At 68.9% G+C, this 15731-nt stretch carries 15 protein-coding genes; 14 read left to right on the top strand and 1 reads right to left on the bottom strand.

Annotated features, from left to right (window positions below; genetic code table 11):
* Positions 1–73 precede the first annotated feature (73 nt).
* The gene (locus HEP74_RS06805; protein WP_145701832.1) at positions 74–541 is read right to left on the bottom strand and encodes an SET domain-containing protein; all 468 of its coding nucleotides are present in this window, start codon (positions 539–541) and stop codon (positions 74–76) included.
* A 201-nt stretch (positions 542–742) separates the two neighbouring features.
* Here HEP74_RS06805 and HEP74_RS06800 point away from each other — a divergent pair, with 201 nt between their 5' ends.
* The 14 genes from HEP74_RS06800 (at position 743) to HEP74_RS06735 (ending at position 15317) form a co-directional block, all read left to right on the top strand.
* Positions 743–1201, top strand: coding sequence for an SUF system Fe-S cluster assembly regulator (locus HEP74_RS06800; protein ID WP_179566171.1), 459 nt, complete (start codon positions 743–745; stop codon positions 1199–1201).
* A 16-nt stretch (positions 1202–1217) separates the two neighbouring features.
* A complete protein-coding gene (sufB, locus tag HEP74_RS06795; RefSeq protein WP_185815763.1) occupies positions 1218–2660 on the top strand; it encodes a Fe-S cluster assembly protein SufB in 1443 nt (480 codons plus the stop codon).
* 167 nt (positions 2661–2827) lie between these two features.
* Positions 2828–3595, top strand: a complete 768-nt coding sequence (gene sufC, locus HEP74_RS06790; protein WP_185815762.1) for a Fe-S cluster assembly ATPase SufC — start codon at positions 2828–2830, stop codon at positions 3593–3595.
* Positions 3592–4854: a Fe-S cluster assembly protein SufD gene (gene sufD / locus HEP74_RS06785; protein ID WP_185815761.1), complete on the top strand. Its 1263-nt coding sequence runs from the start codon at positions 3592–3594 to the stop codon at positions 4852–4854. Before sufC ends, sufD begins: the two co-directional genes overlap by 4 nt.
* Positions 4851–6104, top strand: a complete 1254-nt coding sequence (locus HEP74_RS06780) for a cysteine desulfurase (protein WP_185815760.1) — start codon at positions 4851–4853, stop codon at positions 6102–6104. Before sufD ends, HEP74_RS06780 begins: the two co-directional genes overlap by 4 nt.
* A gap of 139 nt (positions 6105–6243) precedes the next feature.
* A complete protein-coding gene (locus HEP74_RS06775) occupies positions 6244–6780 on the top strand; it encodes a GNAT family N-acetyltransferase (protein WP_185815759.1) in 537 nt (178 codons plus the stop codon).
* The gene (locus tag HEP74_RS06770) at positions 6777–7109 is read left to right on the top strand and encodes a non-heme iron oxygenase ferredoxin subunit (RefSeq protein ID WP_185815758.1); all 333 of its coding nucleotides are present in this window, start codon (positions 6777–6779) and stop codon (positions 7107–7109) included. Before HEP74_RS06775 ends, HEP74_RS06770 begins: the two co-directional genes overlap by 4 nt.
* 299 nt (positions 7110–7408) lie before the next feature.
* Positions 7409–9715, top strand: a complete 2307-nt coding sequence (locus HEP74_RS06765; protein ID WP_185815757.1) for a catecholate siderophore receptor Fiu — start codon at positions 7409–7411, stop codon at positions 9713–9715.
* A gap of 67 nt (positions 9716–9782) precedes the next feature.
* Positions 9783–10475 carry a Fe2+-dependent dioxygenase gene (locus HEP74_RS06760; protein ID WP_185815756.1) on the top strand — a complete coding sequence of 231 codons (693 nt, stop codon included), beginning with the start codon at positions 9783–9785 and terminating at the stop codon, positions 10473–10475.
* Between the two features lie 150 nt (positions 10476–10625).
* Positions 10626–11267, top strand: coding sequence for a PepSY-associated TM helix domain-containing protein (locus HEP74_RS06755; protein ID WP_185815755.1), 642 nt, complete (start codon positions 10626–10628; stop codon positions 11265–11267).
* Between the two features lie 34 nt (positions 11268–11301).
* Positions 11302–11814, top strand: a complete 513-nt coding sequence (locus HEP74_RS06750) for a DUF2271 domain-containing protein (RefSeq protein ID WP_185815754.1) — start codon at positions 11302–11304, stop codon at positions 11812–11814.
* 29 nt (positions 11815–11843) lie between these two features.
* Positions 11844–12650 (top strand): DUF4198 domain-containing protein, encoded by an 807-nt coding sequence (locus tag HEP74_RS06745; RefSeq protein ID WP_185815753.1) that lies wholly within the window; start codon positions 11844–11846, stop codon positions 12648–12650.
* A 43-nt stretch (positions 12651–12693) separates the two neighbouring features.
* Complete coding sequence (locus HEP74_RS06740) at positions 12694–13689, top strand: FAD:protein FMN transferase (RefSeq protein ID WP_185815752.1); 996 nt, start codon at positions 12694–12696, stop codon at positions 13687–13689.
* Positions 13686–15317 carry a sulfite reductase subunit alpha gene (locus tag HEP74_RS06735; RefSeq protein WP_185815751.1) on the top strand — a complete coding sequence of 544 codons (1632 nt, stop codon included), beginning with the start codon at positions 13686–13688 and terminating at the stop codon, positions 15315–15317. Before HEP74_RS06740 ends, HEP74_RS06735 begins: the two co-directional genes overlap by 4 nt.
* Positions 15318–15731: the final 414 nt, after the last annotated feature.

Raw genomic sequence — 15731 nt, 5'->3', positions numbered from 1 at the left:
GGGAGAATCACCCTAGGAGCGCCGCGGTTGCAGCGTCGTGAGCCGCGCGTCTAGGCCACGTGCAGGCGCGCGCTCAGCGCTTGGGCTGCAGCATGGTCCCGGTGCAGTTCTTGGATCCGCAGCGGCATTCCCAGATCTTCTTCAGCCGCGGCGTATGCCGTTCGCCCAGGGTGATGCCGTAGTTGTAGGTCAGCTCCTCACCAGGCTTGATCGCGCGCAGCGTCTCGATCACCACCTTGTCCAGGCGCCGGTCGTCGCCCTCGGCCTCGATGATCACCGCCTCGCAGTTCGGCGCGCAGCTGTGGTTGATCCAGCGCGCGTCGTTGCCCTCGTAGTTGGCGTCGATCACATAGTCGTCGCTGAGGGTGAACAGGAAGGTGTGTCCGGTCTCGACATCGCCGGCCTCGTCGCGGTCCACTTCGGCATGGGTGCGGCGGCGGCCCTTGTACTCGATGACCCGCTCGCCTTTCTTGAGCGGCAGCACGGCGAACACGCCATTGCCATGGATGCGGGACTTGCGGGCGGCGATCTTGCGGGGCATGCGGCGGTCCGGAACGGGAAAGTGCTGATTCTGGCGCACATCGGCGGCGATCCCAAGCCCCTTCGGATCGCGCCGGCAGCGGCACCGCGGCTGTTGGCGGCAACGATCGCAGCGATAGCGAAAAACATGAACGCGCGGCTTGGACGCCGCCGCCGCAAAAGCGTACAATTTCGGTCCGCATTGAATTCCGGCTGTTGCCCCATGCTCCGCGTCACCAAGTTGACCGATTACGCCACCGTCGTGCTGACCGTGCTCGCCGCGCGTCCCGGCGAGGTGCTGAGCGCGACCGAACTGGCCGAACAGTCCGGACTGGAGCCGCCCACCGTCAGCAAGCTGCTCAAGCCGCTGGCCCAGGCCGGACTGGTCGAAGGCCTGCGCGGCGTGCACGGCGGCTACCGGCTGGCGCGCCCGGCCGACGCCATCACCCTGATCCAGATCGTCGAGGCGATGGAAGGCCCGCTGGCCATCACCGAATGCAGCCACCAGGAAAGCCAGTGCAGCATCGCACAGAAATGCGGCGTGCGTTCCAACTGGCGGCTGATCAACGACGTGGTCGCCGATGCCCTGCGCGGCGTGACCCTGGCGCAGATGCTGCACCCGCTTCCCTCTTCCGGCGAAACCAGACGGCGTCCGATCGCCGTGCGTTTCGCGACCACCTGACCTGTAGGCAGCCCCCATGGCCACCGAAAACGCTGAAATCCTGGAACGGCTGGGACGTCGCTACGACGCCGGCTTCATTACCGACATCGAATCCGATTCGTTCCTGCCCGGCTTGAACGAAGACGTCGTGCGCGCCCTGTCCGTCAAGAAAGACGAGCCGGAGTGGATGACCGAGTGGCGCCTGGCCGCCTACCGGCACTGGTTGAAGATGCCGATGCCGCACTGGGCCAAGCTCAATATCGCGCCGATCGATTTCCAGGCGCTGAGCTACTACTCCGCGCCGAAGGGTCCCAAGTACGCCTCGCTGGACGACGTGCCCAAGGAGCTGCTGGACACCTACGACAAGCTCGGCGTGCCGCTGCACGAGCGCGCCAAGCTGGCCGGCGTGGCGGTGGACGCGGTGTTCGACTCGGTCTCGGTCGGCACCACTTTCCGCAAGGAACTGGCCGAGAAGGGCGTGATCTTCTGCTCGATGTCCGAGGCGATCAAGGAGCATCCGGAGATCGTCAAGCAGTACCTGGGCAGCGTGGTGCCGGTCGGCGACAACTACTTCGCCGCGCTCAATTCGGCGGTGTTCTCCGACGGCAGCTTCGTGTTCATCCCCAAGGGCGTGCGCTGCCCGATGGAGCTGAGCACCTATTTCCGCATCAACGCCGGCCACACCGGCCAGTTCGAGCGCACCTTGATCGTGTGCGAGGACAAGGCCTACGTGTCCTACCTGGAAGGCTGCACCGCGCCGATGCGCGACGAAAACCAGCTGCATGCGGCGGTGGTCGAGCTGGTGGTGCTGGAAGACGCGGAGATCAAGTATTCGACCGTGCAGAACTGGTACCCGGGCGACGAGAACGGCGTCGGCGGCATCTACAACTTCGTGACCAAGCGTGGCGAATGCCGCGGCGCGCGCAGCAAGATCACCTGGACCCAGGTCGAGACCGGCTCGGCGATCACCTGGAAGTATCCCTCCTGCGTGCTGCTCGGCGACGATTCGGTCGGCGAGTTCCATTCGGTGGCGCTGACCCATCACCGCCAGCAGGCCGATACCGGCACCAAGATGATCCATATCGGCAAGCGCACCAAGAGCAAGATCGTCAGCAAGGGCATCAGCGCCGGCCGCGGTCAGAACACCTACCGCGGCCTGGTCAAGGTGGAGCGCAGCGCCGAGGGCGCGCGCAACTACACCCAGTGCGATTCGCTGCTGATCGGCAAGCAGTGCGGCGCGCACACCTTTCCGTACATCGAGGTCAAGCACCCCACCGCCACGGTCGAGCACGAGGCCACCACCTCCAAGATCAGCGACGACCAGCTGTTCTATTGCCGCGCCCGCGGCATCGACCAGGAAAACGCGGTGTCGATGATCGTCGACGGCTTCTGCAAGCAGGTGTTCCGCGAACTGCCGATGGAATTCGCGGTGGAAGCCAAGAAGCTGCTGGAAGTGAGCCTGGAAGGCTCGGTCGGCTGACGACAGCACCCTTCTCCCATTGGGAGAAGGTGGCGCGAAGCGCCGGATGAGGGTACGTGCGAAGTCTCGCGCCCCCAAACTCCACGAGACGCTTCGCGCCGTACCCTCACCCCAACCCCTCTCCCGGCGGGAGAGGGGCTACACAAGAATTCTGACGGACCATCTGCATGCTCACTATCGAAAACCTCCACGCTTCCGTCGCCGGCAAGGACATCCTCAAGGGCCTGTCGCTGCAGGTGCAGCCCGGCCAGGTGCACGCCATCATGGGTCCCAACGGCGCCGGCAAATCCACGCTGGGCAATATCCTCGCCGGCCGCGAGGGCTACGAGGTGACCCAGGGCAGCGTGCGCTTCGAAGACCGCGACCTGCTCGAGCTGGAACCGGAAGAACGCGCCGCCGCCGGCCTGTTCCTGGCGTTCCAGTACCCGGTGGAAATCCCCGGGGTCAACAACACCTACTTCCTGCGCGCCGCGCTCAACGCGCAGCGCAAGGCGCGCGGCGAGGCCGAACTGGATTCGATGCAGTTCCTGAAGCTGGTGCGGCAGAAGCTCGCCGTGCTGCATCTGAAGGACGAGCTGCTGCACCGCGGCGTCAACGAAGGTTTCTCCGGCGGCGAGAAGAAGCGCAACGAGATCTTCCAGCTGGCGGTGCTGGAGCCGAAGCTGGCGATCCTCGACGAGACCGACAGCGGCCTGGACATCGATGCGCTGAAGACCGTCGCCGAAGGCGTCAACGCGCTGCGCTCGCCCGAGCGCGCGTTCCTGGTCATCACCCATTACCAGCGCCTGCTCGACTACATCAAGCCAGACGTGGTGCACGTGCTGGCCGACGGCCGCATCGTGCAGAGCGGCGGCCCGGAACTGGCGCTGGAACTGGAAGCGCACGGCTACGCATGGTTGAAGGACCGTGTGGCGCCGGAGGCGACGGTCCGATGAGCGCCCTGCTCGACTCCCTGGCCGCCGCCTTCCACGGCGACGGCGCGCGCCGCGCGCCGCTGGAACAGGCGCTGCGCGACGGCCTGCCCGGCCCGCGCAGCGAGGCGTGGAAATACACCTCGCTGCGTGCGCTGGAGCGGCGCAGCTTCAGCCAGGCGCCGGGCGCGGCGCCGGCCGTGGATGCGGCCATCGTCGACGGCATTCCCGCGCCGCGGCTGGTGTTCGTCAACGGCCGCGCCAGCGATGCGCTGTCGGACCTGGCCGGCCTGCCGGCCGGGGTCGAGCTGCAGCGCCTGTCCACGATCCTGCGCAGCGGCGACGACGCGATGCGCTTCCTCGGCCGCCGCTTCGAGCGCAGCGACGAAGTGTTCGCCCAGCTCAATGCCGCACTGGCCGACGAAGGCAGCGTGCTGCGCGTGGATGCCGGCGTGCAGGTCGCGCTGCCGCTGCACCTGGTGTTCGTGTCCACCGCCGGCGCCGGCGACCATGCCTGGCACCATCGCCACCTGATCGAATTGCGCCAGGACGCGGCGCTGTCGCTGGTCGAGCATCACCTGCACCTGGGCGAGGCCGCGCACCTGAGCAACACCCTGGCGCACGTGCACCTGGCCGCCGGCGCGCAGCTGACCCACGCGCGGGTGCAGGCGGACGCGTCCGGCGTCACCGCGCTGCTGCGCACCGACGCGGTGCTGGCGCGCGACGCGCAGTACCGGCGCATCGACCTGGAGCTGGGCGGCGCGCTGTCGCGGCACGAGCTCAACGTGCGCCTGGAAGGCGACAACGCGCGGCTGGTCGCCAACGGCGTGCTGCTCGGCAACGGCCGCCGCCAGATCGACACCCGCCTGGGCATCGAGCACATCGCCCGCGACACCGCCTGCGAACTGCTGTGGCGCGGCGTGGCCGCGGCGCGCAGCCGGGTGGTGTTCCATGGCGGCATCCACATCCGCCAAGGTGCCGACGGCAGCGACGCCAACCTGTCGAACAAGAACCTGCTGCTGTCCGCCGACGCCGAGATCGACACCCAGCCGGTGCTGGTGATCGACGCCGACGAGGTCAAGGCCGCGCACGGCGCCACCGTCGGCCAGCTCGACGCCAATGCGCTGTTCTACCTGCGTTCGCGCGGGTTGCCGCGCGAGCGCGCGCAGCAACTGCTGACCGCCGCGTTCTGCCGCGAACCGCTGCGCGTGCTGGATGCGGGGCTGAGCGAGTTCCTGGTCGCACGCCTGGATCAGGCGCTGGCCGCCGCGGGCGTGGCATGAGCAGCGCGGCCCCGCACGCCACGGCGCCGCAGCAGGCGCCGGACTGGGACAAGGTCCGCAGCGATTTCCCGCTGCTGATGCGGCAGGTGCACGGCAAGCCGCTGATCTATTTCGACAACGCCAACACCGGGCAGAAGCCGCTGCAGGTGATCGCGGCGCTGGACGAGTTCTACCGCCGCTACAACGCCAACGTCAGCCGCGCGGTGCATGCGCTCGGCACCGAGGCCACCGATGCCTACGAGGGTGCGCGCAACAAGCTGGCGCGCTTCCTCAACGTGCGCGCCGACGAACTGGTGCTGTGCAGCGGCACCACCTTCGCGATCAACCTGGTGGCCTACTCGTGGGCGCTGCCGCGGCTCAAGGCCGGCGACAGCATCCTGGTGTCGCGGATGGAGCACCACGCCAACATCGTGCCGTGGCAACTGGTCGCGCAGCGCACCGGCGCCACCATCAAGGTCGCCGAGATCACCGCCGACGGCGCGCTGGACCTGGACGCGCTGCGCAAGGCGATGACACCGGACGTGAAGCTGCTGGCGCTGACCCACGTCTCCAACGTGCTGGGCACGGTCAATCCGGTGCGCGAGATCTGCCGCGAGGCGCGCAAGCGCGGCATCGTCAGCGTCATCGACGGCTCGCAGGCCGCGCCGCACCGCGCCCTGGACGTGGCCGCGATCGGCTGCGACTTCTACGCCATCACCGGGCACAAGATGTGCGGCCCCACCGGCACCGGCGCGCTGTGGGCGCGGCGCGAGCACCTGCAGGCGATGCCACCGTTCATCGGCGGCGGCGAGATGATCAAGGAAGTCAGCTTCGACGGCACCGTGTTCAACGATCCGCCGCACAAGTTCGAGGCCGGCACCCCGAACATCGCCGGCTTCGTCGGCCTGGGCGCGGCGGTGGACTACCTGAGCGCACTGGGCCTGCAGCACGTGGAAGCGCGCGAGACCGAACTGCTGGCGCATTTCACCGAGGAACTGCAGAAGATCGACGGCCTGCGCATCTTCGGCACCGCGCCGGGCAAGGCCGCGGTGGTGTCGTTCCTGGTCGAAGGCGCGCACGCCCATGACCTGGCCACGCTGCTGGACCTGGAAGGCGTGGCGATCCGTTCCGGCCAGCACTGCGCGCATCCGCTGCTGCAGTTCTACGGCGTCGCCGCGACCTGCCGCGCCTCGCTGGCGTTCTACAACACCCACGCCGAGATCGAGCGCTTCGTGGCGGCGTTGCTGAAGGTGCGCAAGCTGTTGATGTAAGCAGGGAATCGGGAGTGGGGAATCGAGAATCGGCAAAGCGCTCAGCGCGCGGGCTACGCCCGGCCAACGCAGTGAGCGCACGCTCTCGATTCCCGATTCTCCATTCCCCATTCCCGGCTTCCCAGCCTAAAATCCCCCCATGCACACCCTCACCTTCCGCACCGCCACCGTCGCCGACATCGACGCCATCTCAGCCCTGGTCACCTCGGCCTATCGCGGCGACAGCAGCCGCGTCGGCTGGACCACCGAGGCCGACCTGCTCGACGGCAACCGCATCGACCGCGAGGTGTTGCGCGCCGACATCCTGCGTCCGCGCAGCCTGGTGCTGCTGGCCGAGCGCGACGGCGAGCTGATCGCCTGCGCGCACATCGCCGACGACGACGGCGCCGGCTATTTCGGCATGTTCTCGGTGCAGCCGCAGGCGCAGGGCGGCGGCCTGGGCAAGACCGTGCTGGCCGAGGCCGAGCGCATCGCCTGGGAGGAATGGCAGCTGCCGGTGATGCAGATGACGGTGATCGACGCGCGCGAGGAACTGATCGCGTTCTACGAGCGCCGCGGCTACCGCCGCACCGGAATCAAGAAGCCCTTCCCCTACGGCGACGCACGCTTCGGCGCACCCAAGCGCGACGACCTGCGTTTCGAGCTGCTGGAAAAGCCGCTGGGCGGCGCCGCATGAGCGAGACCTGGACCTTCGTCTGCGCCGACGGCGCACTGCTGCCGGGCGAGACCGCGACGGTGTGGGACGAGGTCACCGCCACCCCGATCGTGGTGTTCAACCTCGACGGCACGTTCTACGCGCTGGAGGACCGCTGCAGCCACGAGGACTACGAGCTGTCCCCCGGCACCTTCGATGCCGCCGCGGGCAGCATCGAATGCCTGCTGCACGGTGCCCGTTTCGACATCCGCGACGGCCGCCCGTTGTGCGCACCGGCCTACAGCCCGGTGCCCAAGTTCCCGGTGAAGTCCGAACACGGCGGACTCTGGACCCGCGACGACCGCGACTGAGCGCCCTGTTGCGCTCGCCCCGAAAAGCTTTATTTTTCAAATATCTACTGCAGAACAAGATGCGGGCACGGCGGTCCGGGGGAACGGCGCCGCGGACCGCCATGTAATGCATTGTCACGAAAGCTATTGCAAATAATTCGCATTTGCGCGGAAATAGATGTGATGTCCGCGTTAAGCGGCCAGCGGCAGCCGGTCCATCCGGCCATCCTCCGACCTTCGCACGCACGTCCCTGTCCTCGCGGACACGGCGACGGCGTGCGCGGCGGACCGCCCTTCCATCCTGCATAGCCGAACCCTCCATGACCTCCCCGATCAAGAGCCGCAAGCACGCCGTTTCCCGCCAGGTCTCCGCGCAGACCCTCACCGCCGCCGCACTGCTGAGCGGCCTGAGCCTGCTGTCCTCTCCGGCGCTCGCCGCCGATGCAGCGGCCGCCGACCAGCCCACCACCCTGGGCAAGGTCGACGTGGAAGCGCAGCGCGCCAAGCGCTACCTGGTGGAAGCGCCTGACTCGCCCAAGTTCACCCAGCCGCTGATCGACACCCCGCAGACCATCAACGTGATCAGCAAGGACCTGTTCAACGAGCAGGGCGCCACCACGCTGACCGAAGCGCTGCGCAACAGCCCGGGCGTGGGCACCTTCTACGTCGGCGAGAACGGCAACACCACCACCGGCGATGCGATCTACATGCGCGGCTTCGACAGCTCCAGCAGCATCTTCGTCGACGGCGTGCGCGACCTGGGCTCGATCTCGCGCGATGTGTTCAACATCGAGCAGATCGAAGTCGAGAAGGGCCCGGCCGGCACCGACAACGGCCGCAGCGCGCCGACCGGCGCGATCAACCTGGTGACCAAGCAGGCGCACCTGACCGATGCGGTCAGCGGCACGCTGTCCGGCGGTAGCGACAACCAGCGCCGCGTGACCGCGGACTGGAACCAGGCGCTGGGCGCCAGCAGCGCGCTGCGGCTGAACGTGATGGGCCAGGACAGCGATGCGATCGGCCGCGACCACGTCAACAACAAGCGCTGGGGCCTGGCCTCGTCGCTGGTATTCGGCCTCGGCAGCGACACCCGCTACTACCTCGACCTGCTGTACGTGAAACAGGACAACGTGCCCGACGGCGGCGTGCCGACCTTAGGCCTGCCCGGCTACACCTCGCCCGATCCCGCGCGTCCGTGGCTGACCAACGCGCCGCGCGTGGACAGCGAGAACTTCTACGGCACCCGCTACGACCACGACGACGTGACCGCGAAGATGGCGACGTTCCGCTTCGAGCACGACTTCTCCGATACGGTCAAGCTGACCAACACCGCGCGCTGGGGCCGCAACGAACAGGACTACCTGCTGTTCGCGTTCATGCCCAACACCGCCAACCTGCGCACGCCGAACCCCGCCGACACCTCGACCTGGACGGTGGCGCGCAGCCTGCCCACGTTCAAGGACCAGGAGTACACCATCCTCACCGACCAGCTGAACCTGCGCGTGGACTTCGCCACCGGCGCAGTGCAGCACAACCTCAGCACCGGCGTGGAAGCCGCGCGCGAGGAGCTGCAGAGCTGGGGCCACAACATCGTCAACCGCGCCGCTTGGCTGGCCGCCAACCCGGCCAACGTCTACGCCCCGGACTGGAACACCACGCCGCTGTTCACCGCGCGCAACGGCGCGCACAGCAAGGGCACCACCACCACGTTTTCGGCCTACGCCTTCGACACGCTGAAGTTCGGCGACAGCTTCCTGGTCACCGCCGGCGTGCGCGCCGACCACTACAAGACCGACTTCAACAGCCTGACCTGCACCACCGCCACCTCCACCGCCGTGCCCTGCACCACCGCGGTCGGCGTGGACGACGACGTGTCCGATACGCTGTTCAGCTGGAAGCTCGGCGCGGTCTACAAGGCGGCCGACAACATCAGCCTGTACGCCAACTACGCGATCTCGCAGCAGCCTCCCGGCGGCAGCGCGCTGGAACTGAGCGCGTCGGCCAACAACGCCAACAATCCCAGCTTCGACCCGCAGAAGGCCAAGACCGCCGAAGTCGGCACGAAGTGGAACTTCCTGGACGACAACCTGTTCGTGACCATGGCGCTGTTCCGCACCGACGTCAGCAACGAGATCGCGCAGGGCAGCGATGGGCTGTACTACCAGACCGGCGAGAAGCAGGTGCAGGGCGTGGAGCTGTCGGCGGTCGGCAAGCTCAGCGACAACTGGTCGATCTCCACCGGCTACACCAAGCTCGACGCGCAGGTGAAGCAAGGCGCCAAGGTGTCGCAGGACGGCAGCATGGACCTGGCCTACACCCCGGACAGCGCGTTCACCGCGTGGACCACCTATACCCTGCCGTTCGGCCTGACCGTCGGCGGCGGCGCCCGCTACTCAGGCGAGATGAAGCGCGGTACCGACGGCGCGGTGGGCACGCCGGCCTTGGTGAAGTCGTATACGGTATGGGACGCGATCGTGAGCTACCCGATCAACGACCACTTCAACCTGCGCCTGAACGTGTACAACGTGTTCGACAAGGACTACGTCGCGGCCATCAACAAGAGCGGCTTCCGCTACACGCCGGGCGCGCCGCGCTCGGCGATGCTGAGCGCCGAAATCAAGTTCTGACCGCCGCTTCGTCCATCCATGCGCAGCGGCCGCCTTCAGCCGAAGGCGGCCGCTGCCGGAGCGCCCCATGCTGCTGCACATTCCCGATATTCTCGGCGCCGACGAAGTCGCGCGCTTCCGCCAGGCGCTAGCCGGCGCCGACTGGACCGACGGCCGCGAGACGGTCGGCGCCCAGGGCGCGCAGGTCAAACGCAACCTGCAGTTGCCCGACGCCTCGCCGCTGAAGCACGAGCTCGGCCAGGCGGTGCTCAGCGCGCTGGCGCGCAGCCCGCTGTATTTCGCCGCCGCGCTGCCGCTGCGCACGATCCCGCCGCGCTTCAATCGCTACGAGGGCGGCGGCGAGTACGGTTTCCATGTCGATGGCGCGGTGATGACCCAGGCCGCCAGCGCCACGCAGCCGGCGCTGACCTTGCGCACCGATCTGTCCTGCACCCTGTTCCTGAGCGAACCGGAGGAGTACGACGGCGGCGAACTGGTCATCAGCGACACCTACGGCGAGCACGAAGTGAAGCTGCCGGCCGGCGACCTGATCCTGTATCCGTCCAGCAGCCTGCATCGGGTGCTCCCGGTCACCCGCGGCGCGCGCGTGGCCTCATTCTTCTGGGTGCAGAGCCTGGTACGCGACGCCAGCCGGCGGCAGTTGCTGTTCGAACTGGACACGGCGATCCAGGCGCTGACCGCAAGCAAGGCCGACGCCGGGGCGCTGCTGCGGCTGAGCAACGTCTACCACAACCTGTTGCGCGACTGGTCCGAGACCTGACCCGGGCGGTCAACGCCGACGGCGCCGCCGCGTTGGAGGGTGGAGCCCGACCATTGCCGGGCCACGCACGCGGCGGCAGCATCGTCGCAATTGCGACTAATTCTCATTTATGTAGAATGCATTCCGCCCTACTTCGATTCGACCGCCGCGTTGTCCGACTCCTCCTCCCCCGATCTGGCCACGGCGCAGCAGCGCCGCGGTTTCTGGCTGCGCACGCTGCACCAGTGGCACTGGATCAGCTCGGCGCTGTGCCTGATCGGCATGCTGGTGTTCGCCGCCACCGGGCTGACCCTCAACCATGCCGCGCGCATCGAGGCCAAACCGCAGGTGCTCAATCGCACGGCGCAGCTGCCGGCCGCGTTGCTGCAGCGGCTCGGCGGCCGCGCCGATGGCGACGCGCCGCTGCCGCGGCCGGTGTCGGCCTGGCTGGAACGCGAACTGGCGTTGAGCCTGGGCCGGCAAGCGGCCGAGTGGTCGACCGACGAGGTGTACCTGGCGCTGCCCGGCCCCGGCAGCGATGCCTGGCTGAGCATCGATCGCGGCAGCGGCGCGGTCGAATACGAACGCACCGACCGCGGCTGGATCTCCTACTTCAACGACCTGCACAAGGGCCGCAATACCGGCCCGGCGTGGGGCTGGTTCATCGATCTGTTCGCGGTGGCCTGCCTGGTGTTCTGCATCACCGGCCTGTTCCTGCTGCAGTTGCATGCGCGGCAGCGGCGCATGACCTGGCCGCTGGTTGGGCTGGGCCTGCTGATTCCGCTGCTGATCGCACTGCTGCTGATCCACTGATCCGATCCACCTCTTTCACTTCATGGAGCCTCGCATGCGCGTCACCCTGACCATCGCCCTGAGCGGCCTGCTGTCGATGCCCGCGTATGCGGCCACGCTGGAACTGGACGTGGAGATTCCCAAGCTCAACGTCGCCGAATATCACCGCCCCTATGTCGCGATCTGGGTGGAAGGCGCCGACCAGCAGGTCGCGCGCAACCTGGCGGTCTGGTACCAATCCAAGGACACCGCCGAAGGCCACGGCACCAAGTGGCTGCCGGACCTGCGCCAGTGGTGGCGACGCAGCGGGCGCACGCTGCAGATGCCGGTGGACGGCGTCAGCGGCCCGACCCGCCCGGCCGGCAAACACGCGCTGGCGTTCACCGACGCGCAGCAGCTCAAGGGCCTGGCGCCGGGCCAGTACACGCTGGTGGTCGAAGCCGCGCGCGAAGTCGGCGGCCGCGAGCTGCTGAAGATCCCGTTCGCGTGGCCGGCCAAGGCCGGCATAACCGGCAGCGCACAAGGCAGCAGCGAACTGGGCGCGGTGCGCCTGAGCGCCAAGCCGTGATTCCCTCTTTCCTCGCAAGGAGCAAGTCCATGAAGCGTTCTTTCGTGCTGGCATTGGCCATCGCCGCGGTGCTGCCGTTCTCCGCCCTCGCCCACAAGGCCTGGCTGCAACCGTCGCAGACCGTGCTCGCCGGCGAGAAGCCGTGGATCACCGTCGATGCGGCGGTGTCCAACGACCTGTTCTACTTCAACCACGTGCCGCTGCGCCTGGACAACCTGGTCATCACCGCGCCCGACGGCAGCGTCGTGCAGCCGCAGAACCCGGCCACCGGCAAGTACCGCAGCGTGTTCGACGTGGAGCTGGCGCAGACCGGCACCTACCGCCTGGCCCTGGTCAACGACGGCCTGTTCGCCAACTGGAACGAGAACGGCCAGCGCAAGCGCTGGCGCGGCAACGCCGCCAGCTTCGCCAGCGAAGTGCCGAAGGGCGCGAAGGATCTGCAGGTGTCGCAGTCGCTGGGCCGGGTGGAAACCTTCGTCACCAACGGCGCACCCAACCAGACCGCGCTCAAGCCCAGCGGCCGCGGCCTGGAACTGGTGCCGGTGACCCATCCCAACGACCTGTTCGCTGGCGAGAAGGCCACCTTCAAGCTGCACATCGACGGCAAGCCGGCGCCCGGGCTGGACGTGGAGATCGTGCGCGGCGGCACCCGCTATCGCAACGCGCAGGACGAACTGAAGCTCACCACTGACGCGCAGGGCAGCTTCAGCGTGACCTGGCCGGAAGCGGGCATGTACTGGCTGGAAACCACCAGCGAGGACACCAAGACCTCGATGCCGCAGGCCAAACAGCGCCGACTCAGCTACGTGGCGACGCTGGAAGTGCTGCCGCAGTGACGGCGACAGCGCGCACGCCCTGCGCATGGCGGCACGTAGCGGCATGAACGCGCCGCTCGCGCCCCAGGCCGATGTCGATGCCGAGACCGAGATCGCCACGCTCGGCGGTCGCAGCATGGGCACGACCTGGAGCGCGAAGCTGGTGCTGCGCCGCCGCCGCGATCTGCATCCGCTGCACGCGGCGATCCAGGCGCAGCTGGACCAGGTGGTCGCGCAGATGAGCACCTGGGAAGCGGACTCGGACATCGGCCGCTACAACCGCGCCGCCGCCGGCAGCGTGCACGCGCTGCCCGCGGCGTTCGCCGAGGTGCTGCGTTGCGCGCTGGACATCGCGCGGCGCAGCGACGGCGCGTTCGATCCGACGATCGGCGCGGTGCTGGGCCTGTGGGGCTTCGGCGCCGACGCAGGCAGCCAGCGCGTGCCCGATGCGGAGGCGTTGCGCCAGGCGCGCGCCGCCGGCGATTGGCGGCAACTCGTGCTGGACGAGAACGGCGCCACGTTGCGCCAGCCCGGCGGCCTGCGCCTGGATCTTTCGGCGATCGCCAAGGGTTACGGCGTGGATCTGGCGGTGCGCGCACTGCAGGCGCAGGGCGTGGCCAGCGCGCTGGTCGAGGTCGGCGGCGAACTCTATGGCTATGGCCGCAAGCCCGATGGGCAGCCGTGGCGGGTGCTGGTGGAATCGGCGCCGGACGAGGACGCCCAGGCGGCGACGCCGCCGCGGGTGCTGGCGCTGGACGGCCGCGCGGTCGCCACCTCGGGCGATCGCTGGCACCGCTTCGAACAGGACGGCCAGCGCTACAGCCATACCCTGGATCCGCGCAGCGGCACGCCGATCGCGGCATCGCTGGCGGCAGTCAGCGTGGTCGCCGCCGATGCGATGCAGGCCGATGCCTGGGCCACCGCGCTGAGCGTGCTCGGCGCCGACGCCGGCCTGGCCTGCGCCGAGCGCGAACGGCTGGCGGCACGCTTCCTGCTGCGCGATGGCGAACGCGTGCAGGAGCGGCTCAGCAGCGCCTTCGCCGCGCTGCTCGACGCATGACCCGGCCGCGGTCGCAACGCAACTGGAATGCCGTCGGGCACGTGGCGACGTTCGCGCTGCTGGGCGCGATCGGCTATGCGCTGCTGCGGCTGCATCCGCAGCCATGGTGGAACGGCGCGCCATCGCAGCAGCGCATTCTCTACGCGGCGCTGGCAACGGCCGCCTACGCGGCAGCCTGCCTTTGGCTGTGGTGGCGCGGCCGCCGCGGCGCGCCGCGCGCGGGCAAGCAGGACGAAGCGCCGCTGCTGCTGGCCTGGGCCAGCCAGACCGGCTTCGCCCAGCAACTGGCGCTGCGCAGTGCCGCGGCATTGCGCGCGGCGGGCCAGCCGGTGCGCGTATTGCCCTTGCAGAACGTCACCGCGGCCGAGCTGGCCGGCGCGACGCAGGCGCTGTTCGTGGTCAGCACCAGCGGCGAAGGCGATCCGCCCGACCACGCGCTGCCGTTCCTGCGCAAGACGATGGCGCAGTCGCCGGCCTTGCCGCAACTGGGCTACGCGCTGCTGGCGCTGGGCGATCGCCGCTACGACCACTTCTGCGCGTTCGGCCGCCAGCTCGATGCCTGGCTGCGCCAGCACGGCGCGCATCCGCTGTTCGACCGCATCGACGTGGACAACGCCGACGACGCCGCGCTGCGCCATTGGCAGCAATTGCTCGGCCAGCTCGCCGGCAGCAGCGAGCAACCCGACTGGAGTCCGCCGGCCTACCAGCGCTGGCAGTTGCAGCAGCGGCGCCTGTGCAATCCCGGCAGTGTCGGTGGCGCGGTGTTCGAACTGGCGCTGCTGCCTGCCGACGGCGCACTGCCTGCGTGGCAGGCCGGCGACCTGGCCGAGATCGGCCCGTGCCATGGCGACGCCGTGGTGCAGACCTGGCTGCAGGCCAGCGGCCTGGACGGCACCGCGACGCTGCAGCGCCCCGGCCAGGCGCCGACGACGCTGGCCGCATTGCTGGCGCGCAGCCACCTGCCGGAGCCGGACCAGGTCGCCGGCACTGCGCCCGCAGCCGTGGCCGCGCGCCTGCAGCCGCTACCGCATCGCGAATACTCGATCGCCTCGATGCCCAGCGACGGCGCGCTGCGCCTGCTGCTGCGCCGCGCGCTGCACGCGGACGGCACGCCCGGCCTGGGCAGCGGCTGGCTATGCGACACCGCGCCGATCGGCGCCGAGATCGCCCTGCGGCTGCGCCCGAATCCGAACTTCCATCCGCCGGCCGATCCGGCGCGGCCGCTGATCCTGATCGGCAACGGCACCGGCATCGCCGGCCTGCGCGCGCACCTGCGCGCCCGCATCGACGCCGGCGCGTCCCGCACCTGGCTACTGTACGGCGAACGCCATGCCGCGCACGACGACCACTACGGCGAGGAACTGCGCACCTGGCTGGCGCACGGCGCGCTGCAGCGGCTGGATGCGGTGTTCTCGCGCGATGCCGGCGCGCACCGCTACGTGCAGGATGCGCTGCGCGCGGCCGCAGCGGACCTGCGCGACTGGGTCGCGCAAGGCGCGGCGATCTACGTCTGCGGCAGCCTGCGCGGCATGGCCCCCGGCGTGGACGCGGTGCTGGAGGAGGTGCTGGGGCGGCTGGGCAAGGAAACCCTGCTGCTGGAAGGGCGCTATCGGCGCGACGTGTACTGACGCCTGGGCTTGCGCCGGCGTTGGAGCGATGCAAACCAGGCGCGGCCACGCGTGGCCGCGACTCACGCGGCCTGCCTGCGCCCTTGCCGTATCCACCTGACCCCGACAAGGCCGACCGGCAGTCTGATGCAACTCTCTAACCTACGTTGCGTAGACGGGTCATGGCGCTGCGTCTGGCCGCCGGAGTGGACGCGACGCAAATAGTGCGCCCATCGTCGGCTGAAGTTGCCGGCGCATTCGGTCCGCGTCGGGCGCTGGGCATCGGTGCGGCGCGGACTTCGCCGCGGCAATGGTCGCGCTCAGCTACTTGGTGAAGCTCCATCGCATGCACCTACGCTCCGACGGTTGGCGTCCGCGCTTCACCAAGTGAGTGCGATGGTTCGCCACGCGCGTGTCATCCCACCACCGACGATG

The organism is Xanthomonas sp. SS, assembly GCF_014236835.1.
Classification (GTDB): domain Bacteria; phylum Pseudomonadota; class Gammaproteobacteria; order Xanthomonadales; family Xanthomonadaceae; genus Xanthomonas_A.
This window is presented reverse-complemented; position numbering and strand designations above follow the sequence as displayed.

Coding starts and splice junctions, on each gene's coding strand:
- HEP74_RS06735 (WP_185815751.1), top strand. CDS start 13,686: ATGACCCGGCCGCGGTCGCAACGCAACTGGAATGCCGTCGGGCACGTG.
- HEP74_RS06750 (WP_185815754.1), top strand. CDS start 11,302: ATGCGCGTCACCCTGACCATCGCCCTGAGCGGCCTGCTGTCGATGCCC.
- HEP74_RS06805 (WP_145701832.1), bottom strand. CDS start 541: ATGCCCCGCAAGATCGCCGCCCGCAAGTCCCGCATCCATGGCAATGGC.
- HEP74_RS06800 (WP_179566171.1), top strand. CDS start 743: ATGCTCCGCGTCACCAAGTTGACCGATTACGCCACCGTCGTGCTGACC.
- HEP74_RS06775 (WP_185815759.1), top strand. CDS start 6,244: ATGCACACCCTCACCTTCCGCACCGCCACCGTCGCCGACATCGACGCC.
- HEP74_RS06740 (WP_185815752.1), top strand. CDS start 12,694: ATGAACGCGCCGCTCGCGCCCCAGGCCGATGTCGATGCCGAGACCGAG.
- sufC (WP_185815762.1), top strand. CDS start 2,828: ATGCTCACTATCGAAAACCTCCACGCTTCCGTCGCCGGCAAGGACATC.
- sufB (WP_185815763.1), top strand. CDS start 1,218: ATGGCCACCGAAAACGCTGAAATCCTGGAACGGCTGGGACGTCGCTAC.
- HEP74_RS06770 (WP_185815758.1), top strand. CDS start 6,777: ATGAGCGAGACCTGGACCTTCGTCTGCGCCGACGGCGCACTGCTGCCG.
- HEP74_RS06745 (WP_185815753.1), top strand. CDS start 11,844: ATGAAGCGTTCTTTCGTGCTGGCATTGGCCATCGCCGCGGTGCTGCCG.
- HEP74_RS06760 (WP_185815756.1), top strand. CDS start 9,783: ATGCTGCTGCACATTCCCGATATTCTCGGCGCCGACGAAGTCGCGCGC.
- HEP74_RS06765 (WP_185815757.1), top strand. CDS start 7,409: ATGACCTCCCCGATCAAGAGCCGCAAGCACGCCGTTTCCCGCCAGGTC.
- HEP74_RS06780 (WP_185815760.1), top strand. CDS start 4,851: ATGAGCAGCGCGGCCCCGCACGCCACGGCGCCGCAGCAGGCGCCGGAC.
- sufD (WP_185815761.1), top strand. CDS start 3,592: ATGAGCGCCCTGCTCGACTCCCTGGCCGCCGCCTTCCACGGCGACGGC.